Annotated in this window: 17 protein-coding genes and 3 tRNA genes; 18 read left to right on the forward strand and 2 right to left on the reverse strand. The window is 44.5% G+C overall.

The features are described 5' to 3' along the window. Positions 1-243 precede the first annotated feature (243 nt). The 3 genes from DBZ36_RS19935 to DBZ36_RS19945 all read left to right on the forward strand — a co-directional run bounded on the left by DBZ36_RS19935 (position 244) and on the right by DBZ36_RS19945 (position 545). Positions 244-320 (forward strand) — tRNA-Met (locus DBZ36_RS19935). Positions 321-350: 30 nt separating this feature from the next. After that, positions 351-435, forward strand: a tRNA-Leu gene (locus DBZ36_RS19940). A gap of 25 nt (positions 436-460) precedes the next feature. Then, positions 461-545, forward strand: a tRNA-Leu gene (locus tag DBZ36_RS19945). A gap of 503 nt (positions 546-1,048) precedes the next feature. Here DBZ36_RS19945 and DBZ36_RS19950 read toward each other — a convergent pair. Next, a complete protein-coding gene (locus DBZ36_RS19950) occupies positions 1,049-2,209 on the reverse strand; it encodes an FAD-dependent oxidoreductase (protein ID WP_120356755.1) in 1,161 nt (386 codons plus the stop codon). A 218-nt stretch (positions 2,210-2,427) separates the two neighbouring features. Between DBZ36_RS19950 and miaB the strand changes: the two genes are divergently transcribed. From miaB to lnt, 5 genes are read left to right on the forward strand one after another with little or no spacing between them, the layout of a single operon-like run. Next, positions 2,428-3,861 (forward strand): tRNA (N6-isopentenyl adenosine(37)-C2)-methylthiotransferase MiaB, encoded by a 1,434-nt coding sequence (gene miaB / locus DBZ36_RS19955; protein WP_120356756.1) that lies wholly within the window; start codon positions 2,428-2,430, stop codon positions 3,859-3,861. 41 nt (positions 3,862-3,902) lie between these two features. After that, positions 3,903-4,961 carry a PhoH family protein gene (locus DBZ36_RS19960; protein ID WP_120356757.1) on the forward strand — a complete coding sequence of 353 codons (1,059 nt, stop codon included), beginning with the start codon at positions 3,903-3,905 and terminating at the stop codon, positions 4,959-4,961. Beyond that, positions 4,958-5,410 carry an rRNA maturation RNase YbeY gene (gene ybeY / locus DBZ36_RS19965; protein WP_120356758.1) on the forward strand — a complete coding sequence of 151 codons (453 nt, stop codon included), beginning with the start codon at positions 4,958-4,960 and terminating at the stop codon, positions 5,408-5,410. Before DBZ36_RS19960 ends, ybeY begins: the two co-directional genes overlap by 4 nt. Positions 5,411-5,429: 19 nt before the next feature. Continuing rightward, positions 5,430-6,308, forward strand: a complete 879-nt coding sequence (gene corC / locus DBZ36_RS19970; protein WP_120356759.1) for a CNNM family magnesium/cobalt transport protein CorC — start codon at positions 5,430-5,432, stop codon at positions 6,306-6,308. A 4-nt stretch (positions 6,309-6,312) separates the two neighbouring features. Continuing rightward, positions 6,313-7,857, forward strand: a complete 1,545-nt coding sequence (gene lnt / locus DBZ36_RS19975; RefSeq protein WP_147395052.1) for an apolipoprotein N-acyltransferase — start codon at positions 6,313-6,315, stop codon at positions 7,855-7,857. On the opposite strand, the gene DBZ36_RS19980 is transcribed toward lnt, so the two are convergent. After that, positions 7,813-8,340 carry a zinc ribbon-containing protein gene (locus DBZ36_RS19980; protein WP_120356761.1) on the reverse strand — a complete coding sequence of 176 codons (528 nt, stop codon included), beginning with the start codon at positions 8,338-8,340 and terminating at the stop codon, positions 7,813-7,815. The two genes, lnt and DBZ36_RS19980, sit on opposite strands and share 45 nt — an antisense overlap. A gap of 199 nt (positions 8,341-8,539) precedes the next feature. Between DBZ36_RS19980 and leuS the strand changes: the two genes are divergently transcribed. The 10 genes from leuS (at position 8,540) to DBZ36_RS20030 (ending at position 19,007) form a co-directional block, all read left to right on the forward strand. Then, on the forward strand, positions 8,540-11,119 hold the full coding sequence (gene leuS / locus DBZ36_RS19985) for a leucine--tRNA ligase (RefSeq protein WP_120356833.1): 2,580 nt from the start codon (positions 8,540-8,542) through the stop codon (positions 11,117-11,119). 11 nt (positions 11,120-11,130) lie between these two features. Then, positions 11,131-11,634 (forward strand): LPS-assembly lipoprotein LptE, encoded by a 504-nt coding sequence (locus DBZ36_RS19990; protein WP_120356762.1) that lies wholly within the window; start codon positions 11,131-11,133, stop codon positions 11,632-11,634. Continuing rightward, on the forward strand, positions 11,627-12,652 hold the full coding sequence (holA, locus tag DBZ36_RS19995) for a DNA polymerase III subunit delta (protein WP_158589160.1): 1,026 nt from the start codon (positions 11,627-11,629) through the stop codon (positions 12,650-12,652). Before DBZ36_RS19990 ends, holA begins: the two co-directional genes overlap by 8 nt. Continuing rightward, complete coding sequence (gene nadD, locus DBZ36_RS20000) at positions 12,633-13,286, forward strand: nicotinate-nucleotide adenylyltransferase (RefSeq protein WP_120356764.1); 654 nt, start codon at positions 12,633-12,635, stop codon at positions 13,284-13,286. Before holA ends, nadD begins: the two co-directional genes overlap by 20 nt. A gap of 62 nt (positions 13,287-13,348) precedes the next feature. Further along, positions 13,349-13,696 carry a ribosome silencing factor gene (rsfS, locus tag DBZ36_RS20005; protein WP_233558192.1) on the forward strand — a complete coding sequence of 116 codons (348 nt, stop codon included), beginning with the start codon at positions 13,349-13,351 and terminating at the stop codon, positions 13,694-13,696. After that, on the forward strand, positions 13,693-14,163 hold the full coding sequence (gene rlmH / locus DBZ36_RS20010; protein WP_120356766.1) for a 23S rRNA (pseudouridine(1915)-N(3))-methyltransferase RlmH: 471 nt from the start codon (positions 13,693-13,695) through the stop codon (positions 14,161-14,163). The genes rsfS and rlmH overlap by 4 nt, the downstream gene beginning before the upstream one ends. Positions 14,164-14,168: 5 nt before the next feature. After that, the gene (gene mrdA, locus DBZ36_RS20015; protein WP_233558193.1) at positions 14,169-16,067 is read left to right on the forward strand and encodes a penicillin-binding protein 2; all 1,899 of its coding nucleotides are present in this window, start codon (positions 14,169-14,171) and stop codon (positions 16,065-16,067) included. Continuing rightward, positions 16,060-17,163 carry a rod shape-determining protein RodA gene (rodA, locus tag DBZ36_RS20020; RefSeq protein ID WP_120356767.1) on the forward strand — a complete coding sequence of 368 codons (1,104 nt, stop codon included), beginning with the start codon at positions 16,060-16,062 and terminating at the stop codon, positions 17,161-17,163. The genes mrdA and rodA overlap by 8 nt, the downstream gene beginning before the upstream one ends. Positions 17,164-17,191: 28 nt before the next feature. Then, complete coding sequence (gene mltB, locus DBZ36_RS20025; RefSeq protein ID WP_233558194.1) at positions 17,192-18,172, forward strand: lytic murein transglycosylase B; 981 nt, start codon at positions 17,192-17,194, stop codon at positions 18,170-18,172. After that, positions 18,150-19,007 (forward strand): septal ring lytic transglycosylase RlpA family protein, encoded by an 858-nt coding sequence (locus DBZ36_RS20030; protein WP_233558195.1) that lies wholly within the window; start codon positions 18,150-18,152, stop codon positions 19,005-19,007. Before mltB ends, DBZ36_RS20030 begins: the two co-directional genes overlap by 23 nt. The last annotated feature ends 73 nt before the right edge of the window (positions 19,008-19,080 follow it).

Below are 19,080 nucleotides of genomic sequence, written 5' to 3' on the forward strand. Positions count from 1 at the left end.
CTGCTATCCCTGCCAACCTTTAGACTTTGGTTATTCGTAACGAGAGTCGGTAGGATAGAGTTTGATGCGCAATATGTCGTAGATTCAAACCCACTATCCCTGCCAACCTTTAGACTTTGGTTATTTGTAACGAAAGTTTTGCGATGCGGTAATTCGTAATCGTTACCAAATTTTACTTTTATTTTCGGATGAGAGTAAGATAAACAGTTCAGATGGCTTCTTCGGGAGTTACTTGAATATGTTGGCTATGTAGCTCAGCTGGTTAGAGCACAGCACTCATAATGCTGGGGTCGCAGGTTCAAGTCCCGCCATAGCCACCATCTTAAGTTTTGGCTTAAGAGAACAAAGATGCGGAAGTGGTGAAATTGGTAGACACGCTGGATTTAGGTTCCAGTGCTTCGCGGCGTGAGAGTTCAAGTCTCTCCTTCCGCACCATCTTTGAGAACAACAACATTTTGATGCGGAAGTGGTGAAATTGGTAGACACGCTGGATTTAGGTTCCAGTGCTTCGCGGCGTGAGAGTTCAAGTCTCTCCTTCCGCACCATTAATGTTGAGTACGTTCTAATAGTCTTTGTCCCCCAGCAGTTAAGCTCCCTTACCCAACAAATAACAGCTACTCAACCGAACTTTGCACACAGCAGCATCACTTCTAAAAGTCTATAACTACAATCTTCAATCGCCCGACTCAAGATTTAATTTCATTGTGTGCGCCAAAGCACTCACAGAACCAAGCACAGAACCAAGCCACTATTAGCGTTAAAATAATTCATCCCCCAGGAATCTATCTAATACCATTGCTATTAATTTGTTGGTCTTTATTAGTCGTATATAGAATTGCTTAGATCAAGGAAAGAATTGCAGTTACTAGTTGACCTAATGACACCATTTTTGACGCTGATATCAGAAATTGTGGTCGACGAAGTTGAGTTAATAATTTGAACGATTTGTATAAGCACCAAGTCCCTGTATTGCGAGCCCCCAAACTGTAGACTATAAAATCACCAAAATCCTCAGTAAAAAAGCTAAAAAAGGACGCTCTTAAACGCCTTATAAAGGCGCTAATCCAAGCGCATAGCGCAAAGCTACGAGTTTTAGAGGGCCACTTTTTTGCGCCAGATTTAATCCAACTTTACGCAATCCTTTCGCTAGCGGATTGTCATTTGAAAAGCCTAAGTAGAAACCATCCATCATCGATTGCATTAAAAGGTTGTCACGACGTCGTTGGCGTTGATAATTCGCTAAGGCAAAGTTGTCCACCGATTTACCATGTTCAGCTATCGACTCGAGAAGAGCTTCAACATCCTTAAAGCCCAAGTTAACTCCCTGCCCTGCCATCGGATGAATGGTATGCGCAGCATCACCAAGCAACACCGCACAATCTTTAACATAAGATTTTGCGTGCATGCGAGTTAATGGGAAGCTGGCAAAGTTGGAAATCTCAAAGTTACCTGGTAGCTGTGGGAACTGTTCCTTAATGGTGAGTTTTAAAGCAGCTGAGGATAGTGCTTTAAGCGTTTTGATTTGGGCTGGAGTATCGTACCAGACCAAGGCTGCTTTTTGTCCGGGCAAGGGCAATAAGGCCCGGGGTCCCGAAGGATTAAACTGTTGCCATGTTGTAGTTTGCTGCGGTGCATCTAACTCAATATTTATGAGTAAGCAATGCTGTCGATAATTCCATCCACTCGTGGCTATTCCAAGTTGGCTGCGCATACTAGAGAGAGCTCCGTCAGCAACTAGTAGTCTTTTGGCTTTCACTTGTTGCTCGCCTAGTAGAATTTGACAGTCATGCTCTGAGATAGAAACTAGCTTACTACTATCACTTTGAACAAACTCAACATTAAATGCTTCAAGCTGATCCCAAAGTGCAAGTTGTATAACTCGGTTCTCTACAATCGAACCTAAATTCTCTAGGCCAACATCATCAGCCTCGAAACTTAAAACTTGCTCTGGATTTTCCCAAGCTTGCAAACTGCGATAAGGGGCATGCCGCATGGCTTCTACGGCCTGCCATGCGCCTAGACGCTCTAGCAGTGCAATGCTTTGATGACTCAGCGCGCTAACTCTAAGATCAATCGCTTGACTGGCTTGATAGGCCACTGGTGGACACGCTTCGACAACTAAAACCCGCTGACCAAGTCTAGCCAGCCCTAAAGCGCTAGCTGCTCCAATCATTCCCCCGCCGATGACAATTGAATCGTAGTTTTTCAAACCCTAAACCTTTAAAATTGCTCTATAAGCAACAGTATACCAAAGACTGCGTTTTTACTCCCTTATAGTGCAGCCCAGCAATCGTTTTGACACACCGTTTACCTAATTCCTTACTTGCCTAGATTAATCCCATTTAGATTAAGCCATGAACTGGCATTCCCTCCAACAAAGGTTTAAAATGCCGCTCCTTAAAAATCTGAACAGAAATAGAGCAACTTATGGCCAAATTACTTCACATCAAAACTTGGGGCTGTCAAATGAACGAGTACGATTCGTCCAAAATGGCGGACTTACTTGATGCGACCCACGGCTATGAACTTACCGACGAAGCAAAAGATGCAGATGTCGTGCTACTCAACACCTGTTCGATTAGAGAAAAAGCTCAAGAGAAAGTATTTCATCAGCTTGGTCGCTGGAAAAATATTAAGAAAAAAAATCCTAACTTAGTTATTGGGGTGGGTGGTTGTGTTGCCTCACAAGAGGGAGCAGCCATTCGTCAGCGCGCACCTTATGTAGATATAGTATTCGGCCCCCAAACCCTGCACCGCTTGCCTGAAATGATTGCACAAGTGCAAGCTGGTGAGAAAGCAGTAGTGGACGTAAGTTTCCCCGAGATCGAAAAATTTGACCGTTTGCCCGAACCAAAGGCAGATGGAGCCACAGCGTTTGTCTCTATTATGGAAGGCTGTAGCAAATATTGCTCGTTTTGCGTTGTCCCCTACACCCGTGGTGAAGAGGTTAGCCGTCCCTTAGACGACGTACTTTACGAAGTTGCCACCCTAGCCGAGCAAGGAGTTCGAGAAGTTAATCTACTCGGACAAAATGTAAATGCTTATCGAGGATTACAACACGACGAGAGCATTTGTAGTTTTGCTGAATTACTGCGTTATGTTGCTTCAATTAATGGTATTGATCGAATTCGTTTCACAACCAGTCACCCTATTGAGTTCACCGATGACATTATTGATGTCTATGCCGATACACCAGAATTAGTTAGCTTTTTACATTTACCGGTACAAAGTGGCAGCGACCGTATTCTGACTTTAATGAAACGCAGTCATACCGCCTTGGAATACAAATCTATAATTCGTAAATTAAAAGTCGCTAGGCCGGATATAGAAATAAGCTCCGATTTCATAGTTGGCTACCCAGGAGAAACCCAAGCCGACTTTCTGGACACCATGCAGTTGATAGAACAAATAAACTTCGATATGAGCTATAGTTTTATCTACAGTGCACGCCCTGGAACGCCTGCCGCTGATTTACCTGACGATGTCAGTGACGATGAGAAAAAACAACGACTCTATATTTTGCAAGATCGTATCAATCAACAAGCCATGCAAGTTAGTCGTAGAATGCTTGTTACTGAGCAGCGTATTTTGGTTGAAGGTCCATCCAAGAAAAACCCAATGGAGCTTCGGGGTCGCACTGAAAACAACCGCGTTGTCAATTTTGAGGGGCCACACGATTGCATTGGACAATTTGTTGATGTAAAAATCAAAGATGTGTTTGCCCACTCCTTACGTGGCGAACTTGTACGTGTTGAGTCAGAGATGAAGCTACGTGATGCGATGTCACCATCTAGCATTATTGAGAAATCCCAAGAGGGACAAGCGGATGAACTTGGCGTAAGTACCTTTACCCCTGCTTAAACATCCCTCGAAACTTGGCCGCGTAGCGGCCAACAAGGACTATTTTGAGTCAGACTAGTAATATAGAGATCCACCTAGAGCCAGCAAATAGCCAACGTTTAGCCAGTTTGTGCGGCCCATTTGATGACAATATAAAGCAAATCGAACGCCGTCTTGGGCTTGAGATTTCCTACCACAACAATCAATTTAGTATCATCGGCCCTTCACGAGCAACCCTTGCATGTGCAGACATATTGAAAAAGCTTTATGTAGAAACACAAGGTCTTAAAGGCAAAAAAGTGACGGAGTTAGATCCTGAGCAAGTCCATTTGGCAATTCAGCAAAGTAATGCACTAGAATCCGATCACGCCGCACAAAGCTACTCCAAAGAATTAAACATAAAAACCAAACGTGGCGTCGTCAAACCACGCGGTGACAATCAAGCAAATTACGTAGCCAATATTTTACGTCATGACGTCACCTTTGGGATCGGCCCTGCCGGTACCGGGAAAACCTACTTAGCTGTTGCTTGCGCTGTCGATGCACTAGAGCGTCAAGAAGTGCGTCGGATTCTTTTGACAAGGCCTGCTGTTGAAGCAGGTGAGAAACTAGGATTTCTACCCGGCGACTTAAGCCAGAAAGTTGACCCTTACTTACGCCCTCTCTATGACGCCTTATTCGAAATGCTTGGTTTCGAAAAAGTTGAACGACTCATAGAACGAAACATAATTGAAGTTGCACCACTTGCTTATATGCGCGGCCGTACCTTAAACGATGCCTTTATTATCCTTGACGAGAGCCAGAACACGACCCCTGAACAAATGAAAATGTTCTTAACTCGCATAGGCTTTAATTCGCGCGCAGTGATTACTGGTGATGTAACCCAGATTGACTTACCAAAACATCAGAAGTCAGGTTTACGCCACTGCATGGAAGTGCTCAATGAAGTTGAGGCTTTAAGCTTTAATCACTTCGAAGCTGCAGATGTTGTGCGTCATCCAGTGGTTGCTAGTATTGTTCTTGCTTACGAAAAAGCTGACTTAAAAGAGCAGTTAGCAGAACGTTTACGCTTGCAAGCTCGCGAAAAAGCTCAGCAATCCAATAGCAAGGCACCGTTATGAGTTTTGACGTCGACTTGCAAATTGCCTGCAAGGACCAACAATCGATTCCTGAACCAGCTTATATTCAAAGCTGCGTTGAATCTGTACTGAGTCGGTTTCGAGAACAAGCCGAAATAACAGTGCGCATTGTTGATGTAGACGAAAGTCAGACCTTAAATCATGAGTTTCGGGATCAAGATAAACCAACCAACGTGTTGTCATTTCCCTTTATCGCTCCCCCGGGTATAGAGCTGCCTTTACTCGGTGATTTAGTGATTTGCCAAGCCATTATTGCTAAAGAAGCTACTGAACAAAACAAGCCTGAGATCAATCATTGGTCGCATATGCTTGTACATGGCTGCCTGCATTTGCTAGGTTATGATCATATCGATGATCACGATGCTGAAGAAATGGAAGCCCTTGAGGTCGAAATCTTAAACAGCATGGGCATTGCTGATCCTTATTTATAACTGTTAAAACAAGAAGCGAATGAACGACGACCCAAACTCGAGCAACGGCTCCTCTAAAAAATCTTTGCTAGGAAAACTAGCACAATTGGTTTCAGGCGAGCCGAAAAACAAAGAACAACTCGTAGAACTAATCAAAGATGCGAATCAACGAGAATTAATCGATAGTAATACTACCGATATGCTCGAAGGAGTATTAGACATCACCAAATTGAGGGTGCGGGATATTATGATCCCGCGTTCGCAAATGGTGACTATCGATGTCAATACCACCATCAGTAAGGCGCTTCCAAAGCTGATCAAAGCGCGTCACTCGCGCTTTCCCGTGATCAACGAAGACAAAGACCATATTGAAGGAATACTGCTTGCGAAAGATTTATTGCAGTATAGTTTTGATGACAATGCTGAAACCTTACTCATTGGCGAGACCATTCGCGCTGCAGTGGTTGTCCCCGAGAGTAAACGCATCGACAAACTTCTCAAAGAGTTTCGCAGCAAGCGTTATCACATGGCAATTGTGGTTGATGAATTTGGTGGCGTTTCAGGATTAGTGACCATTGAAGATATTTTAGAACTAATTGTCGGTGATATTGAAGATGAATTCGCCAAGGCTGAAGACTTGCTCGACGATGTAAAGCGCATTAACAACAGCACTTATTCAGTCAACGCGCTAACCGAAATTGAAGACTTCAACGAACAGTTTTCGTGTTCATTTCATAGTGATGAAGTAGACACCATTGGTGGTTTAGTGACACACGCTTTTGGTCACCTGCCGGCTAAAGGTGAAATCATAAAAATCGATGGATTTAAATTTAAAGTCAAAAGTGCAGACCGCCGGCGCTTAAATCAACTACGCGTGACAGTCCCAAAAGGCACCGTGGTAACCCTTAATCAGGATTAATCTATTGGCGCTTTCAACGCTCAAAAGCTGGCAGGCTTACCTGCTAGCTTTTTTATTAGGCCTTAGCACCCCATTTTCGTTTGCTCCTTTTGATATCTGGCCAATAATGCCACTAAGCCTTGCTGGCTTATGGCTCCTAGCGAGTCACCACAATCACCCAGGAAAACTTGGTTTCGTTTATGGGTTAGGTTGGTTTGGTTACGGTGTTTCTTGGGTACATGTAAGCATGGCTCAATTTGGAGGAATGCCGCTCGCAGCTAGTTTAGGGTTAATGCTGTTGTTGGTAAGCTACCTGTCCCTATTCCCTAGTTTAGCGATGCATCTCGCCTTTCGCTGGGCGCGAAATTACTCCATAGGTTTTTACTTAGTTTACCTACCTAGCTGTTGGCTTTTAACCGAATGGCTACGCTCATGGCTACTAACCGGCTTTCCTTGGCTTCAACCTGGTTATTCGCAGTTGGCATCGCCGCTTTCAGCATTCGCACCCTATCTAGGTGTACTTGGGGTCAGCGCTGCAACTTTTGTGCTTTCCGGCATCCTAGCCTATGGTTTTTTGAACCCTAAACATCGCTTGCCCCTTGCAGCCCTTATTGTGCTAAGCGCAGTTGCATTGATGATTGTTAAGCCCATTCAATGGACAAAAGATAGTTCTAGCCTTGAGCTCGCACTTGTCCAGGGTAACATTGATCTCAATCAGAAATGGTTACGCAAAAATCGAGTACCGATGCTACAGCGCTATCAAGAATTGAGCCTTGCCCAACCCCAAGCTGACGTTATCATTTGGCCAGAATCAGCTATTGCAGCAACCGAATTCGAAACCTTAGGTTTTTTGGAATCACTTGATCGCCGACTATTAGAGCGCCAACAAGCTTTAGTTACTGGAATCATCGCGCTAGATTACCAAAGCAATCATTTTTATAACGCGATGATTACGCTTGGACAATACACCTTACCTAACACCGATCAGAGTACCGAACATGAGCAGCTCAGTTATGAGTTTGAAGGGGATAATCGATATTATAAGCAACACCTACTCCCTATTGGAGAGTTTGTCCCCTTTGAAACCATCTTAAGGCCCTTGGCTCCCTTTTTTAACCTTCCGATGTCGTCGTTTGCTCGAGGTGATAGCACTCAAAAAAATCTAGTGGTTAAAGGCCAACAATGGATACCCGCAATTTGTTATGAAATTGCTTTTAGCGAATTAGTTAGAAAATATGCGAATAAGCACAGCGATGCAATCATCACGGTTAGTAACGATACTTGGTTTGGCTCATCAATCGGTCCCGAGCAACATTTGCAAATAGCTCAAATGCGCGCTCTTGAATTGCAGCGACCAGTAATTCGCTCAACAAACAGCGGCGTGACCGCCATCATAGACCGTCGCGGCCAAATAAACGCTAAGGCAGCAAGCTTTGAAGAAGCAACCTTAGTTGCCAATATAACAGGCGCCCAGGGGCTCACCCCGTTCCAACGTTGGGGAGAGCGTCCGCTATTATATGTAATGCTATTGGTTTTGGTTGTCTACCGATTTAGATTCAAAGGCAAATAGCTGATCCAGCGGTAAGTGCTGATAACTATCATGTTGGCACTTTGGACAAGGGCTAAGCTTTTCTGGGTGCCAAATCGCATGTTGGTACCCACACTTAGTACATTCTATAAGTCCCAAACCTAATCGCTCACCACTTTTATAAATACCTTGGTGTTTTAGATCTTCACTTAGGTCATGCCACGCGATTTGACTTGGGTCACTTACTTTGCCTAACCAATGCCAAATACTATCCTCCAATAACCCCATCGATGGGCTGGCTTGCCAATCTTCTCGATAATCTTGTTGCCACTGCGCAATATCGCGTTTCACATAGACTTTAACAAGTTCTATCTCATCTTTACTGAGCTCTTGAGCTGCATTAATGTATTGCGAACTTTTTTCTAGTAAGCTTTTTAGCTCTTCACTACTTGGATTGTTTTCCCCATTTAAACGTTGCCCAATATCTTTAATCACCTGCTGATATACATCGGTAAATTTTGACATTTCATACCTCCTAGCGGCTAGTTTTAACTCTAACGAGCAATCGCTTGAATAAAAGCGCTCTAAATCACAACTTTAAGCATAGAAAAAACACTTCATAGCACAAGGAGTATTGTTGTTGTAAGGCGTACTCGGTATCCTATGCTGATTTGCATCATGCCGGAAAACCCGGAACAACTGGAAGTACTCAGCAATGCCACACATGTCAGAGCAATATAGTCCGCGCGATATCGAAACCCGCATCCAAGAACAATGGGATAAAGACCAAACTTTTGCCGTCACCGAAGACGCTAGCAAGGAAAAGTTTTATTGCCTATCAATGTTCCCGTATCCAAGCGGACGACTGCACATGGGTCACGTACGCAACTACACTATTGGTGATGTGGTCTCGCGTTATCAACGCATGCAGGGTAAAAACGTTCTCCAACCCATGGGTTGGGATGCATTCGGTCTACCCGCTGAAAACGCAGCAATCAATAATAATACTGCGCCAGCGAAGTGGACTTACGAAAACATCGAGTACATGAAGACCCAATTAAAACAGCTAGGTTTTGGATATGATTGGAACCGCGAGCTGGCCACATGCCGCCCTGATTACTATCGCTGGGAGCAATGGTTCTTCACCAAACTATATGACAAAGGTATGGTTTATAAGAAAATGGCTACGGTTAACTGGGATCCGGTTGACCAAACTGTACTCGCCAATGAGCAAGTTATCGACGGTCGCGGCTGGCGCTCTGGAGCCTTAGTTGAACAAAAGCAAATACCGCAATGGTTCATTAAGATTACTGATTACGCTCAAGAGTTACTTGATGATTTAGATCAGCTAAATGAATGGCCAGAGCAAGTTAAGACCATGCAACGCAACTGGATAGGTCGTTCTGAAGGCGTAGAAATGACCTTTGGTCTTGCTGGGCGCGACGATAGCTTTGATATCTACACCACCCGCCCTGACACGTTAATGGGTGTAACCTATGTAGCATTGGCTGCTGCTCATCCTTTAGCTGTTGAAGCCTCTGTCAACAATCCGGAACTAGCGAGTTTTATTGATGACTGTCGTAACAACAAAGTTGCCGAAGCTGATATGGCAACGATGGAAAAGAAAGGTGTTGATACCGGTTTAAAAGCAATTCATCCAATTAGCGGTGAGCAAATCCCAGTATGGGCAGCTAATTTTGTGCTGATGGATTATGGCTCAGGCGCCGTAATGTCAGTACCCGCACACGACCAACGCGATTATGAGTTTGCTAAGACTTTCGGCCTAGACATAAAAGCGGTTATCAAACCTGCCGACCAAGATGTAGACATCAGCGAAGTTGCTTATACAGAAAAAGGGATTCTATTCAACTCTGGTGAATTTGATGGCTTAGATTTCCAAGCAGCCTTAGATGCCATATCCAGTAAGCTTGAAGCTCAAAACAAAGGTCGTAAAACCGTAAACTTCCGATTGCGAGATTGGGGCGTATCGCGCCAACGCTATTGGGGCACTCCAATCCCCATGCTAAATTTGCCAAATGGTGACGTGGTGCCCGTACCTGAAGACCAACTGCCGGTGCGCTTACCTGAAGATGTGGTTATGGATGGCGTTAGCTCGCCAATCAAGTCAAATCCGCAGTGGGCTAAAACAACTTACCAAGGCGAAGAAGCGTTCCATGAAACCGATACCTTTGACACCTTTATGGAGTCAAGCTGGTACTACGCTCGCTACTGTAGCTCGAATCAAGATGAAGTCATGCTTGATCCAGAACAAGCCAACTACTGGTTACCCGTTGATCAATATATCGGAGGCATTGAGCATGCCATTTTGCACTTACTATATGCGCGATTCTTCCACAAACTATTGCGTGATAGCGGCTTAGTTGAGTCTGACGAACCGTTTAAGAAACTACTTACACAAGGCATGGTACTCGCTGACGCCTTCTATTATGAAGATGAGAAAGGCGGCAAGGTTTGGGTATCTCCAAGCGATGCGGTATGCGAAAAAGACGAAAAAGGTCGTATTACTTCAGCTGCTACAACTGACGGTAAAACTCTGACTTATGCGGGCATGAGCAAAATGTCTAAGTCAAAAAACAACGGCATTGATCCCCAACAAATGGTTGACCGTTACGGTGCTGATACCGTGCGCCTATTTATGATGTTTGCAGCACCTGCTGAACAAACACTTGAATGGCAAGATAGCGCTGTTGAAGGTTCCTTGCGCTTCCTGCGCCGGGTATGGAAACTGGCTTTCGACTACAGTAACAGTGGCGAACACTCCAAATTAGATGTTGAAAATCTAAGCGCTGTTCAACAAGAATTGCGTCGTGATTTGCACAAAGCTATCGCTAAAGTAAGTGATGATGTTGGTCGTCGTCAGACCTTTAATACGGCAATTGCAGCCATAATGGAATTGATGAACAAACTAGGCAAAGCAAGCTTAGAGCACGAACAAGATCGAGCATTAATGCGAGAAGCCATCGAAGCAGTAGTACTAATGCTTAGCCCTATAACACCACATATCTCCAAAGAGATTTGGCGTCTACTAGGTAATCAAGAAGAAATAGATACCGTTGACTGGCCGCTAGCTGACGAAAAAGCCTTGGTTGAAAGTAGTAAACTTATAATTGTTCAAGTCAATGGTAAGCTTCGTTGCCGCTTGACGGTTGCCGCTGATGCGGATCAAGACCAAGTGCAGACGCTAGCAATGAATGATGAACACGTTCAGAAATTTACCGAAGGAAAAACCATCCGTAAGGTGATATTTGTACCCGGTAAACTTCTTAATATTGTTGCAAATTAAGGTCTAAATGCATGTCGATTAAAGCAGTTCAGATTGTTTTTGTCAGCATTGTTATCGCAACCCTCTCGGGTTGCGGTTTCCAGCTGCGCGGTGACTACTTGATGTCAGAAGAGCTCAATCGTATGTATGTCAGTGGTGGCGAAAAATATTCGCCTATCCACCGTGAAGTACGCCGTCGTTTAGAGCTTAATGGTACACAATTAATGGCTGAGCCTAGCGATGACTACCCAACTCTGCGTTTAGGAAGAGTATCAAGAACGAAACGAACTTTATCGCTCTATGAAAACGGCCAAGTTGCGGAATATGAAATGAGTTATCGCATCAATTCATCATTAATCTCGCCAAAGCATAACAACCAGGTTTACCCTATAAACGTGAAAATGCACCGTGATTTTCAAGACAACCCACTGAGCTCTTTAGCCAAGCAACGTGAAGAAGATATGTTGGATAAGGAAATTAATGGTCTAGCTGCGGATCAAATCATTCGTCAATTGGCTGCGATCCAATTTGACTAAAATTTACGCAGATCGTTTAAACCAGTATCTAGATAAAGCTTGCTTGGCTTACGCAGTTGTTGGTGAGGAACCTTTAATCAAACTTGAAAGTTGCGACGCAATTAGGAATTCCTTGCGACAACAGGGTTTGCTTGAAGAGCGTTTACGCTTCAACTTTGATAGCGATTTTCGTTGGGAAGACGTCATCGATGCCTTTCAAGAGCTCTCATTATTTGCCCAACAACGCTTAGTTGAGATCCACTTTGAACAAAGCCCGGATAAAAGCATCAATCAGCAGCTAGAGCGGGTAATGCAGTTGCTCCAAGCTGATTGTCGCCTATTGCTAAGTTTTAGCAAATTAAACAAAAGTGTTGAGAAACAAAACTGGTACGTCTCACTTGAGCAACAGGGCTTACTGGTTATGGTCTATGCACCAGAAGGACAACAACTCAATCGTTGGATAGTCCAGCGGCTTAAGAATAATCAAATAGAACCCAGTAACGACCGCGTTGAACTGCTCTCTCATTATTACGAGGGAAACTTACCAGCGATGTCACAAGCAATTCAAACCATCGCTTTGTTAAGTCACGGTAAGAAGCAACACGCACTTAGCATTCACGACATTGAGAATTGCCTCGATCAAGCCAGTCATTTTACGGCCTTTCACCTTGTCGACGCCATGCTACAGATGGACCTGCGCCGTAGCTTACATATCGCGCATCAACTCCAACAACAGCAAAGTGATAGTTTATTACTCGTCAACTGGGGGCTAAGCAATGACTTTAAATGCATTCAAGCCTTGTGGAACGGCGAAGCTGAACGCAGTGTGTTCCAACGATTTAGAATTTGGTCAAAACGCCAAAACATGCTGCGAAATGCAAGCCACTCTCTAAGCCAACAACAGTTAGCTTCAGCCTACGAATTACTAGCCCAAATTGATATAGCTCTGAAAACCTTTGATGCAGCGTGGGCTTGGCATTTGCTAGAGCGTTGTATGTTGTTAATGGTCAAACCCAATTATGTCCAAGCTCCACACTAAGTTAATTTTTGGCGGTAGTTTTGACCCTATCCATCTAGGGCATCTACAGCATATCGAATCACTGAAGCAAGAATTCGATCCTTGCGAAGCAATTCTGTTACCAAATGCATTGTCGCCGCTAAAACAAAAACAGTTCTGCTTGCCTGAGCAGCGCCTTCGTTGCTTAGAACTTGCCGTGGCTCAATCGCCGAATTTGCAACTAGATACCCGCGAATTGAAGCGCCAAGAGCCAAGCTATACCTTACTTAGTCTACAAGAGTTTGCTAACGAATCCCCCCATGACTCGCGTATCTTTGTGCTTGGTATGGATTCTTTAATTCATTTAGACCGATGGTACAAGTGGCGAGAGCTATTTGATTATGCCAATTTACTGGTTCTTAATCGTCCCGGATACAACCGGGTACTCGCACCAGAGCTGCGAGACTTCTTAGCGCCTCGCCAAGTTGATAGTGCTAATGCGCTAAGCCAAACCGAGGCTGGAAGAATTGCCTTTATCCAGCAGCAAGAAATACCTATATCTTCAAGTCAGATCAGGGATTACTTAGTATCACAGCCTAAACACCCAGATCTGAAACGATGGTTGCCGAAGTCTGTATACGACTACATCCAGGCCGAAGGTATTTATCAGTTGTAAGGCAGTACGGCCGGCTTAGGCCGTGTTATACTCGGCCGCAACGAAAACACATAGGACCGATTTTGAAAAAAGAACAAGCACTTGTCGACTTTGTTGTCGACAAAATAGAAGACCTGAAAGGCCGCGATATCAGCGTACTCGACGTACGAGAAAAATCGACGGTAACTGACTATCTCGTTGTATGTAGCGGTAATTCAAAACGTCACGTTCAATCCATTGCACAAAATGTCAATATCGAAGCCAAACAAGCCGAGGTAGAAATTCTCGGAATTGAAGGGCAAGTTGAAGGTGAATGGGTTTTGGTTGATTTGGGTAATGTTGTTGTACACGTGATGCAAGATCAAACTCGTGATTTCTATCAACTCGAAAAACTATGGTCACAAGGCCCAAGTGAGTCAGCTGCAGGATGAAAATCCAGCTACTTGCCGTCGGCCACAAAATGCCGGCGTGGGTTGAGCAAGGCTACCAAGAATATGCCCGCCGATTCCCTAAAGATATGCCCTTAGAGCTCGTCGAAATTAGTGCCGGTAAGCGGGGTAAAAATGCTGATATACGCCGTATTCTTGAGAAAGAAGGCGAAGCCACCTTAGCAGCAATTCCCAAAGGTAATCGTATTGTCACCTTAGAAGTGACAGGAAAAGCCTGGACGACCGAACAGCTTGCAAAGAATATGGACGCCTGGAAAATGGATGGTCGCGATGTTAGTTTGCTCATTGGCGGTCCCGAAGGATTAGCGCCAGCTTGTATTCAAGCATCAGAGCAACGTTGGTCGCTTTCTGCGTTGACCTTACCGCACCCTATGGTTCGAGTCATTGTCGCAGAAGGCTTATATCGCGCTTGGAGTGTCACAGCTAACCACCCTTATCATAGAGAATAAGTTGCATGAATAAGCGCGTCGCAATGCGCGATCATAGCTCAGAATCAAATTTATTTAAGCGCCGAGCATTTGTTTGTTTTGTCGGTGTTATAGCTTTGTTGTGCCTATTACTCGCGAATATGTACTATCTGCAATTACAAAATTTCGAAACCTATAACACTCGCTCCAACGACAACCGAATAAGCATCGTACCGATAGCACCTCCACGCGGCCTAATTTATGATCGTAATGGAGTATTGTTAGCGGAGAATCGTCCAACATTTAGTATTGAAATTATACCGGAGCGCGTTGATGATATTGACGTGATGCTTAAAGAGCTCGGCAGTCTTATCACGCTCAGCGAAACCGATATCAGTAGTTTCAATACCCGGCACAAACAAAGTCGTCGCTTCAAGCCTATCACCTTAAAAGACCGTCTAAGCGAACGGGAAGTCGCCATTTTCAGCGTGAATCAACATCGCTTTAAAGGGGCTCAAATCGAAAGTAATCTCAGCCGTTACTATCCTTATGGAGAGGCGATTACCCATGCTTTAGGCTATGTTGCCCGCATTAATACCAAAGACGTTGAGCGCCTAACTAAAGATGAAAAAATCACCAATTATGCCGCCACCAAAACCATCGGTAAGCAAGGCATTGAGCGCTACTACGAAGACTTACTACATGGTGAAGCTGGCTACCAAGAAGTTGAAGTCAACAACCGTGGGCGTATTATTCGGACATTAAGGGTTAAGCCACCTGTACCCGGCCACGATCTATACTTGAACATTGATATTAATTTGCAGCTTCAAGCCCATTCCATTTTGGAAGGACGTCGAGGTTCTATCGTGTTGATAGACCCTGAAACCAGTGGCATCTTAGCGTTGGTTAGCAGTCCTAGTTATGACCCTAATCAGTTTGTAAGCGGCATCAGTAACACCAATTATAGTGCTTTGCTAAACTCGCGCGATAGACCTCTAATTAACCGTGCCAGCCAAGGTACCTACCCTCCCGCCTCAACCATAAAACCTTTGATGGCAGTCATGGGCTTAGAGCTCGACAAAATTGATGAAGAAGAACAAATTTTCGATCCCGGCTTCTTTCAAATTCCCAATACTAAACGTCGTTTCAGAGACTGGAAACGCTGGGGACACGGTTGGGTAGACGTTACTAAAGCAATTGAACAAAGTGTTGATACATTCTTCTACAAACTCGCCTACGATGTAGGCATCGATAACATCCATAACTATATGAATAAATTTGGTTTTGGACGTTATACGGGTATTGATATCCATGAAGAAACAAAAGCCAATATGCCAAGCCGAGAATGGAAAAGAGAGCGCCATCGTCAGCCATGGTGGCAAGGTGACACGATTTCAGTCGGTATAGGTCAAGGTTACTGGACAGCAACCCCATTGCAGCTCGCTCAAGCAACTAATATTTTAGTTAATAAAGGCCGCGTAATTGATCCCAAAATTGTCCATGCGATAGACGACGGAAACCAAACCGTAGCCTTGCCTCTACTCGAACATGATTCAATTGAAGTAAGAGATCAGAGGCACTGGGAGATCGCGCTTAATGGCATGTATGGTGTTGTTAATCGCTCTAATGGTACAGCCAGACGAGCTTTTGTAGGGACCCCTTACGTTTCCGCTGGGAAATCGGGCACAGCACAAGTTATCGCAATCGCTGACGACGCAGAATACGATGCAGATGCGATCGACGAGCGTCACCGTGACAATGCGATGTTTATTGCCTTTGCTCCCTATGACAAGCCAAAAATTGTTGCCAGTATCGTTGTCGAAAACGCTGGTGGGGGTAGTTCAAATGGCGGTCCAATAGCTCGCGAGCTTTTCGATAGTTTCATGAGTCGGCAAGACTTCAATGATGTATTAAACAGATATGATTTAGTGGATGAAAATGAATAAACAGCAACAGCAGTCAATTTGGTGGCGACTGCACATCGACTGGCCACTGTTACTCGGTTTGGTCGTGCTTTGCGGTGTCGGTAGTTTCATCCTATATAGCGCTAGTGGCGAAAGTATGGCGATGCTCAATCGACAATTAGTGCGTGTTTTCTTTGCCTTTGTGGTGATGTTTGTTATGGCGCAAATATCACCCGATGTGTATGCACGTTGGGCACTACCACTATTCTTAGTCGGTCTGATAATGTTGGTTATGGTACTCGTTTTCGGACATGTCGGTAAAGGGGCCCAACGTTGGCTTGATCTAGGTGTAGTTCGCTTCCAACCCTCTGAAATAATGAAAGTAGCTGTCCCATTAATGGTTGCAAGTTATATCAGTAAGCACTCACTTCCACCTAAGTTTACGGTGCTGCTTGTGGGTGCAGCCATCGCCATCGCACCTACCTTGCTCATTGCTCGACAGCCAGACTTAGGCACGTCCTTACTGGTTGCAGCTTCAGGAATATTCGTTCTGTTTCTTGCTGGCATGAGCTGGGCTTTAGTTGCCGCTGCCGCAGCCGCTATCGCAGCTTTGCTCCCAGTATTATGGTATTTTTTCATGCACGATTATCAGCGTCAGCGAGTGCTCACCTTACTAAATCCAGAGCGAGACCCTCTCAATACCGGTTATCATATTATTCAGTCAAAAATATCTATTGGCTCAGGCGGTTTATCCGGCAAAGGATGGTTGCAGGGCACTCAAAGCCAACTAGACTTTTTACCCGAGCGGCATACCGATTTCATCTTTGCAGTTTTCGCGGAGGAGTTTGGCTATATAGGAGTGATACTGTTACTGGCTTTATATTTATATATTATCGCTCGAGGACTTTTAATCGCTATTCAAGCTCAAACAGCCTTCGGACGCTTAATCGCAGGAAGCCTAACACTCACTTTTTTCGTGTATGTGTTCGTAAATATCGGTATGGTTAGCGGACTATTACCGGTTGTGGGCGTACCTTTACCCTTAATTAGCTATGGCGGCACATCCATCGTAACCTTAATGGCAGGTTTTGGTGTATTAATGTCGGTGCACACTCACAAGCGATTATATGCTCAATAACTCAATCCTCAGAATTTTAGGAGAAAGAATGCGCCAACTTGTTCTCGCGCTAAGTTTAGCTCTCGGTTTTTCTCAATCTGCATTAGCAGCCCCTATGGACGACGCCACACGAACCAGAATCGCTGAGCTAGCGGAGCAATTGTCGATCGATCAAAGCAAGCTTGAGGCAGCTATAGGCCAAGCTAAAAAGAGCCCAACTGTTCTTAAAGCAATTACTAAACCTTGGGAAGCCAAGCCTTGGTATGAGTACAGGCCCATTTTTCTAACCCAAAAACGCATCGATAAGGGTGTTGAGTTTTGGAAGAAAAACCAAGACACCTTAATCCGCGCCGAACAGGAATTTCAAGTACCCGCCCATGTTATCGTCTCTATCATTGGAGTGGAGACTTATTACGGAGGTAATAAAGGAAGTCTTTCAGTTCTAAATTCTCTGTATAGTTTAGGTTTCCACTATCCCAAACGAGCCGAATTTTTCTCTAAAGAATTTGCTTACTACGTCAAACTAGCAGCAGAACAAGGTTGGGACCTAAAGTCAGTAAAAGGATCATATGCCGGAGCGATGGGATATGGCCAGTTTATCCCCAGTAGCTACATCCATTACGGTGTCGACTTCGATGGTGACAACAAAGTAGACATACTAAATAATGAAGTTGATGCGATTGGTTCAGTTGCTAATTATTTCAGTGAGCACCATTGGAGTTTTGGAGAGCCCGTTATTCACCCAATTGAGATAGGTGAGTTAGATCCAGCTCTATTTGAGCAAAAAGGCTTGAGTTTTGACCACACTTGGGCGCAATTAAATGCTCAGGGTCTAAAAAGCAGCGACGCTATTCCCCAACAAGCGAAAGTGCGGTTTGTAAGCCTCAAAGAAAGTGACACCAAGACCAGCTACTGGGTTGCTCGCGAAAACTTTTATGTCATTACTCGTTACAATCGCAGTGTGTTGTACGCTATGGCCGTTCACCAACTAAGTGAAGAGATCAAACGTGCTTATCAAGCTTCGAATTAAACCGAATAATCTGCGCTTAATTGCTGCCGCAGCGCTAAGCCTAATTTTAGCCGCATGTAGTTCTAAAGCGCCACCGCCACAAAGCAAACCCAGTGCTGCTGACCCCAATGCCGGCCGCTATTCCATCAGTCAGGACATAGCACCAGACGACGCGCCAAAATTGGACCATTTAGAAAATCCTGTCCCTCGTGCGGAACCGCTTAGCAAAGGGGGTAACCGAGATTACACGGTACGTGGGATTGCATATAAAGTTTGGCGTGATATTGAAAGCTATGAAGTCGATGGTATCGCCTCTTGGTACGGTAAAAAGTTCCATGGGCACCTTACTTCAAATGGTGAAATTTACGATATGTATAGCTTCTCAGCAGCGCATAAGAATTTGCCTTTACCTAGCTACGTTGAAGTTACAAATTTAGCCAACGGGAAATCAGTGATTGTTCGGGTAAATGATCGCGGACCATTTCATAGTAAACGCGAGATCGATTTATCATACGCAGCTGCGTACAAGCTTGATATGCTAGCAAATGGGACGGCCAAGGTTCGCGTAAAACTGATACGACCGGATGCGCCACAGACGGATACTGAACGGGCTTACATTTACGAAAGCGAGTTCTTAATCCAACTTGCCGCCAGTAAGAACAAAGAAGCATTACAATTACATCAGCGGAAATTACAACAGCAGGGTTTAAAAGCTAGAATTGTCGAAGATAAAGGGTGGCAGAAATTACAATTAGGCCCCTATGTCGACAATAGAGAAGCGGTTAAAACTCTGGAACAAATTCGGGAACCCGACTACAAAAATGCCTTTATCATTGAGCAAAACTTATCGAATTAGCAAACGAGGGCCTAAAGTGACATTTTTCCAAGCTAGATATCTAGCCTAGTCATTCTATCTGCTGCCAAATTTG

Origin of the sequence: Alginatibacterium sediminis (assembly GCF_003610775.1) — a bacterium.
GTDB classification, from domain to species: Bacteria; Pseudomonadota; Gammaproteobacteria; order Enterobacterales; family Celerinatantimonadaceae; genus Alginatibacterium; species Alginatibacterium sediminis.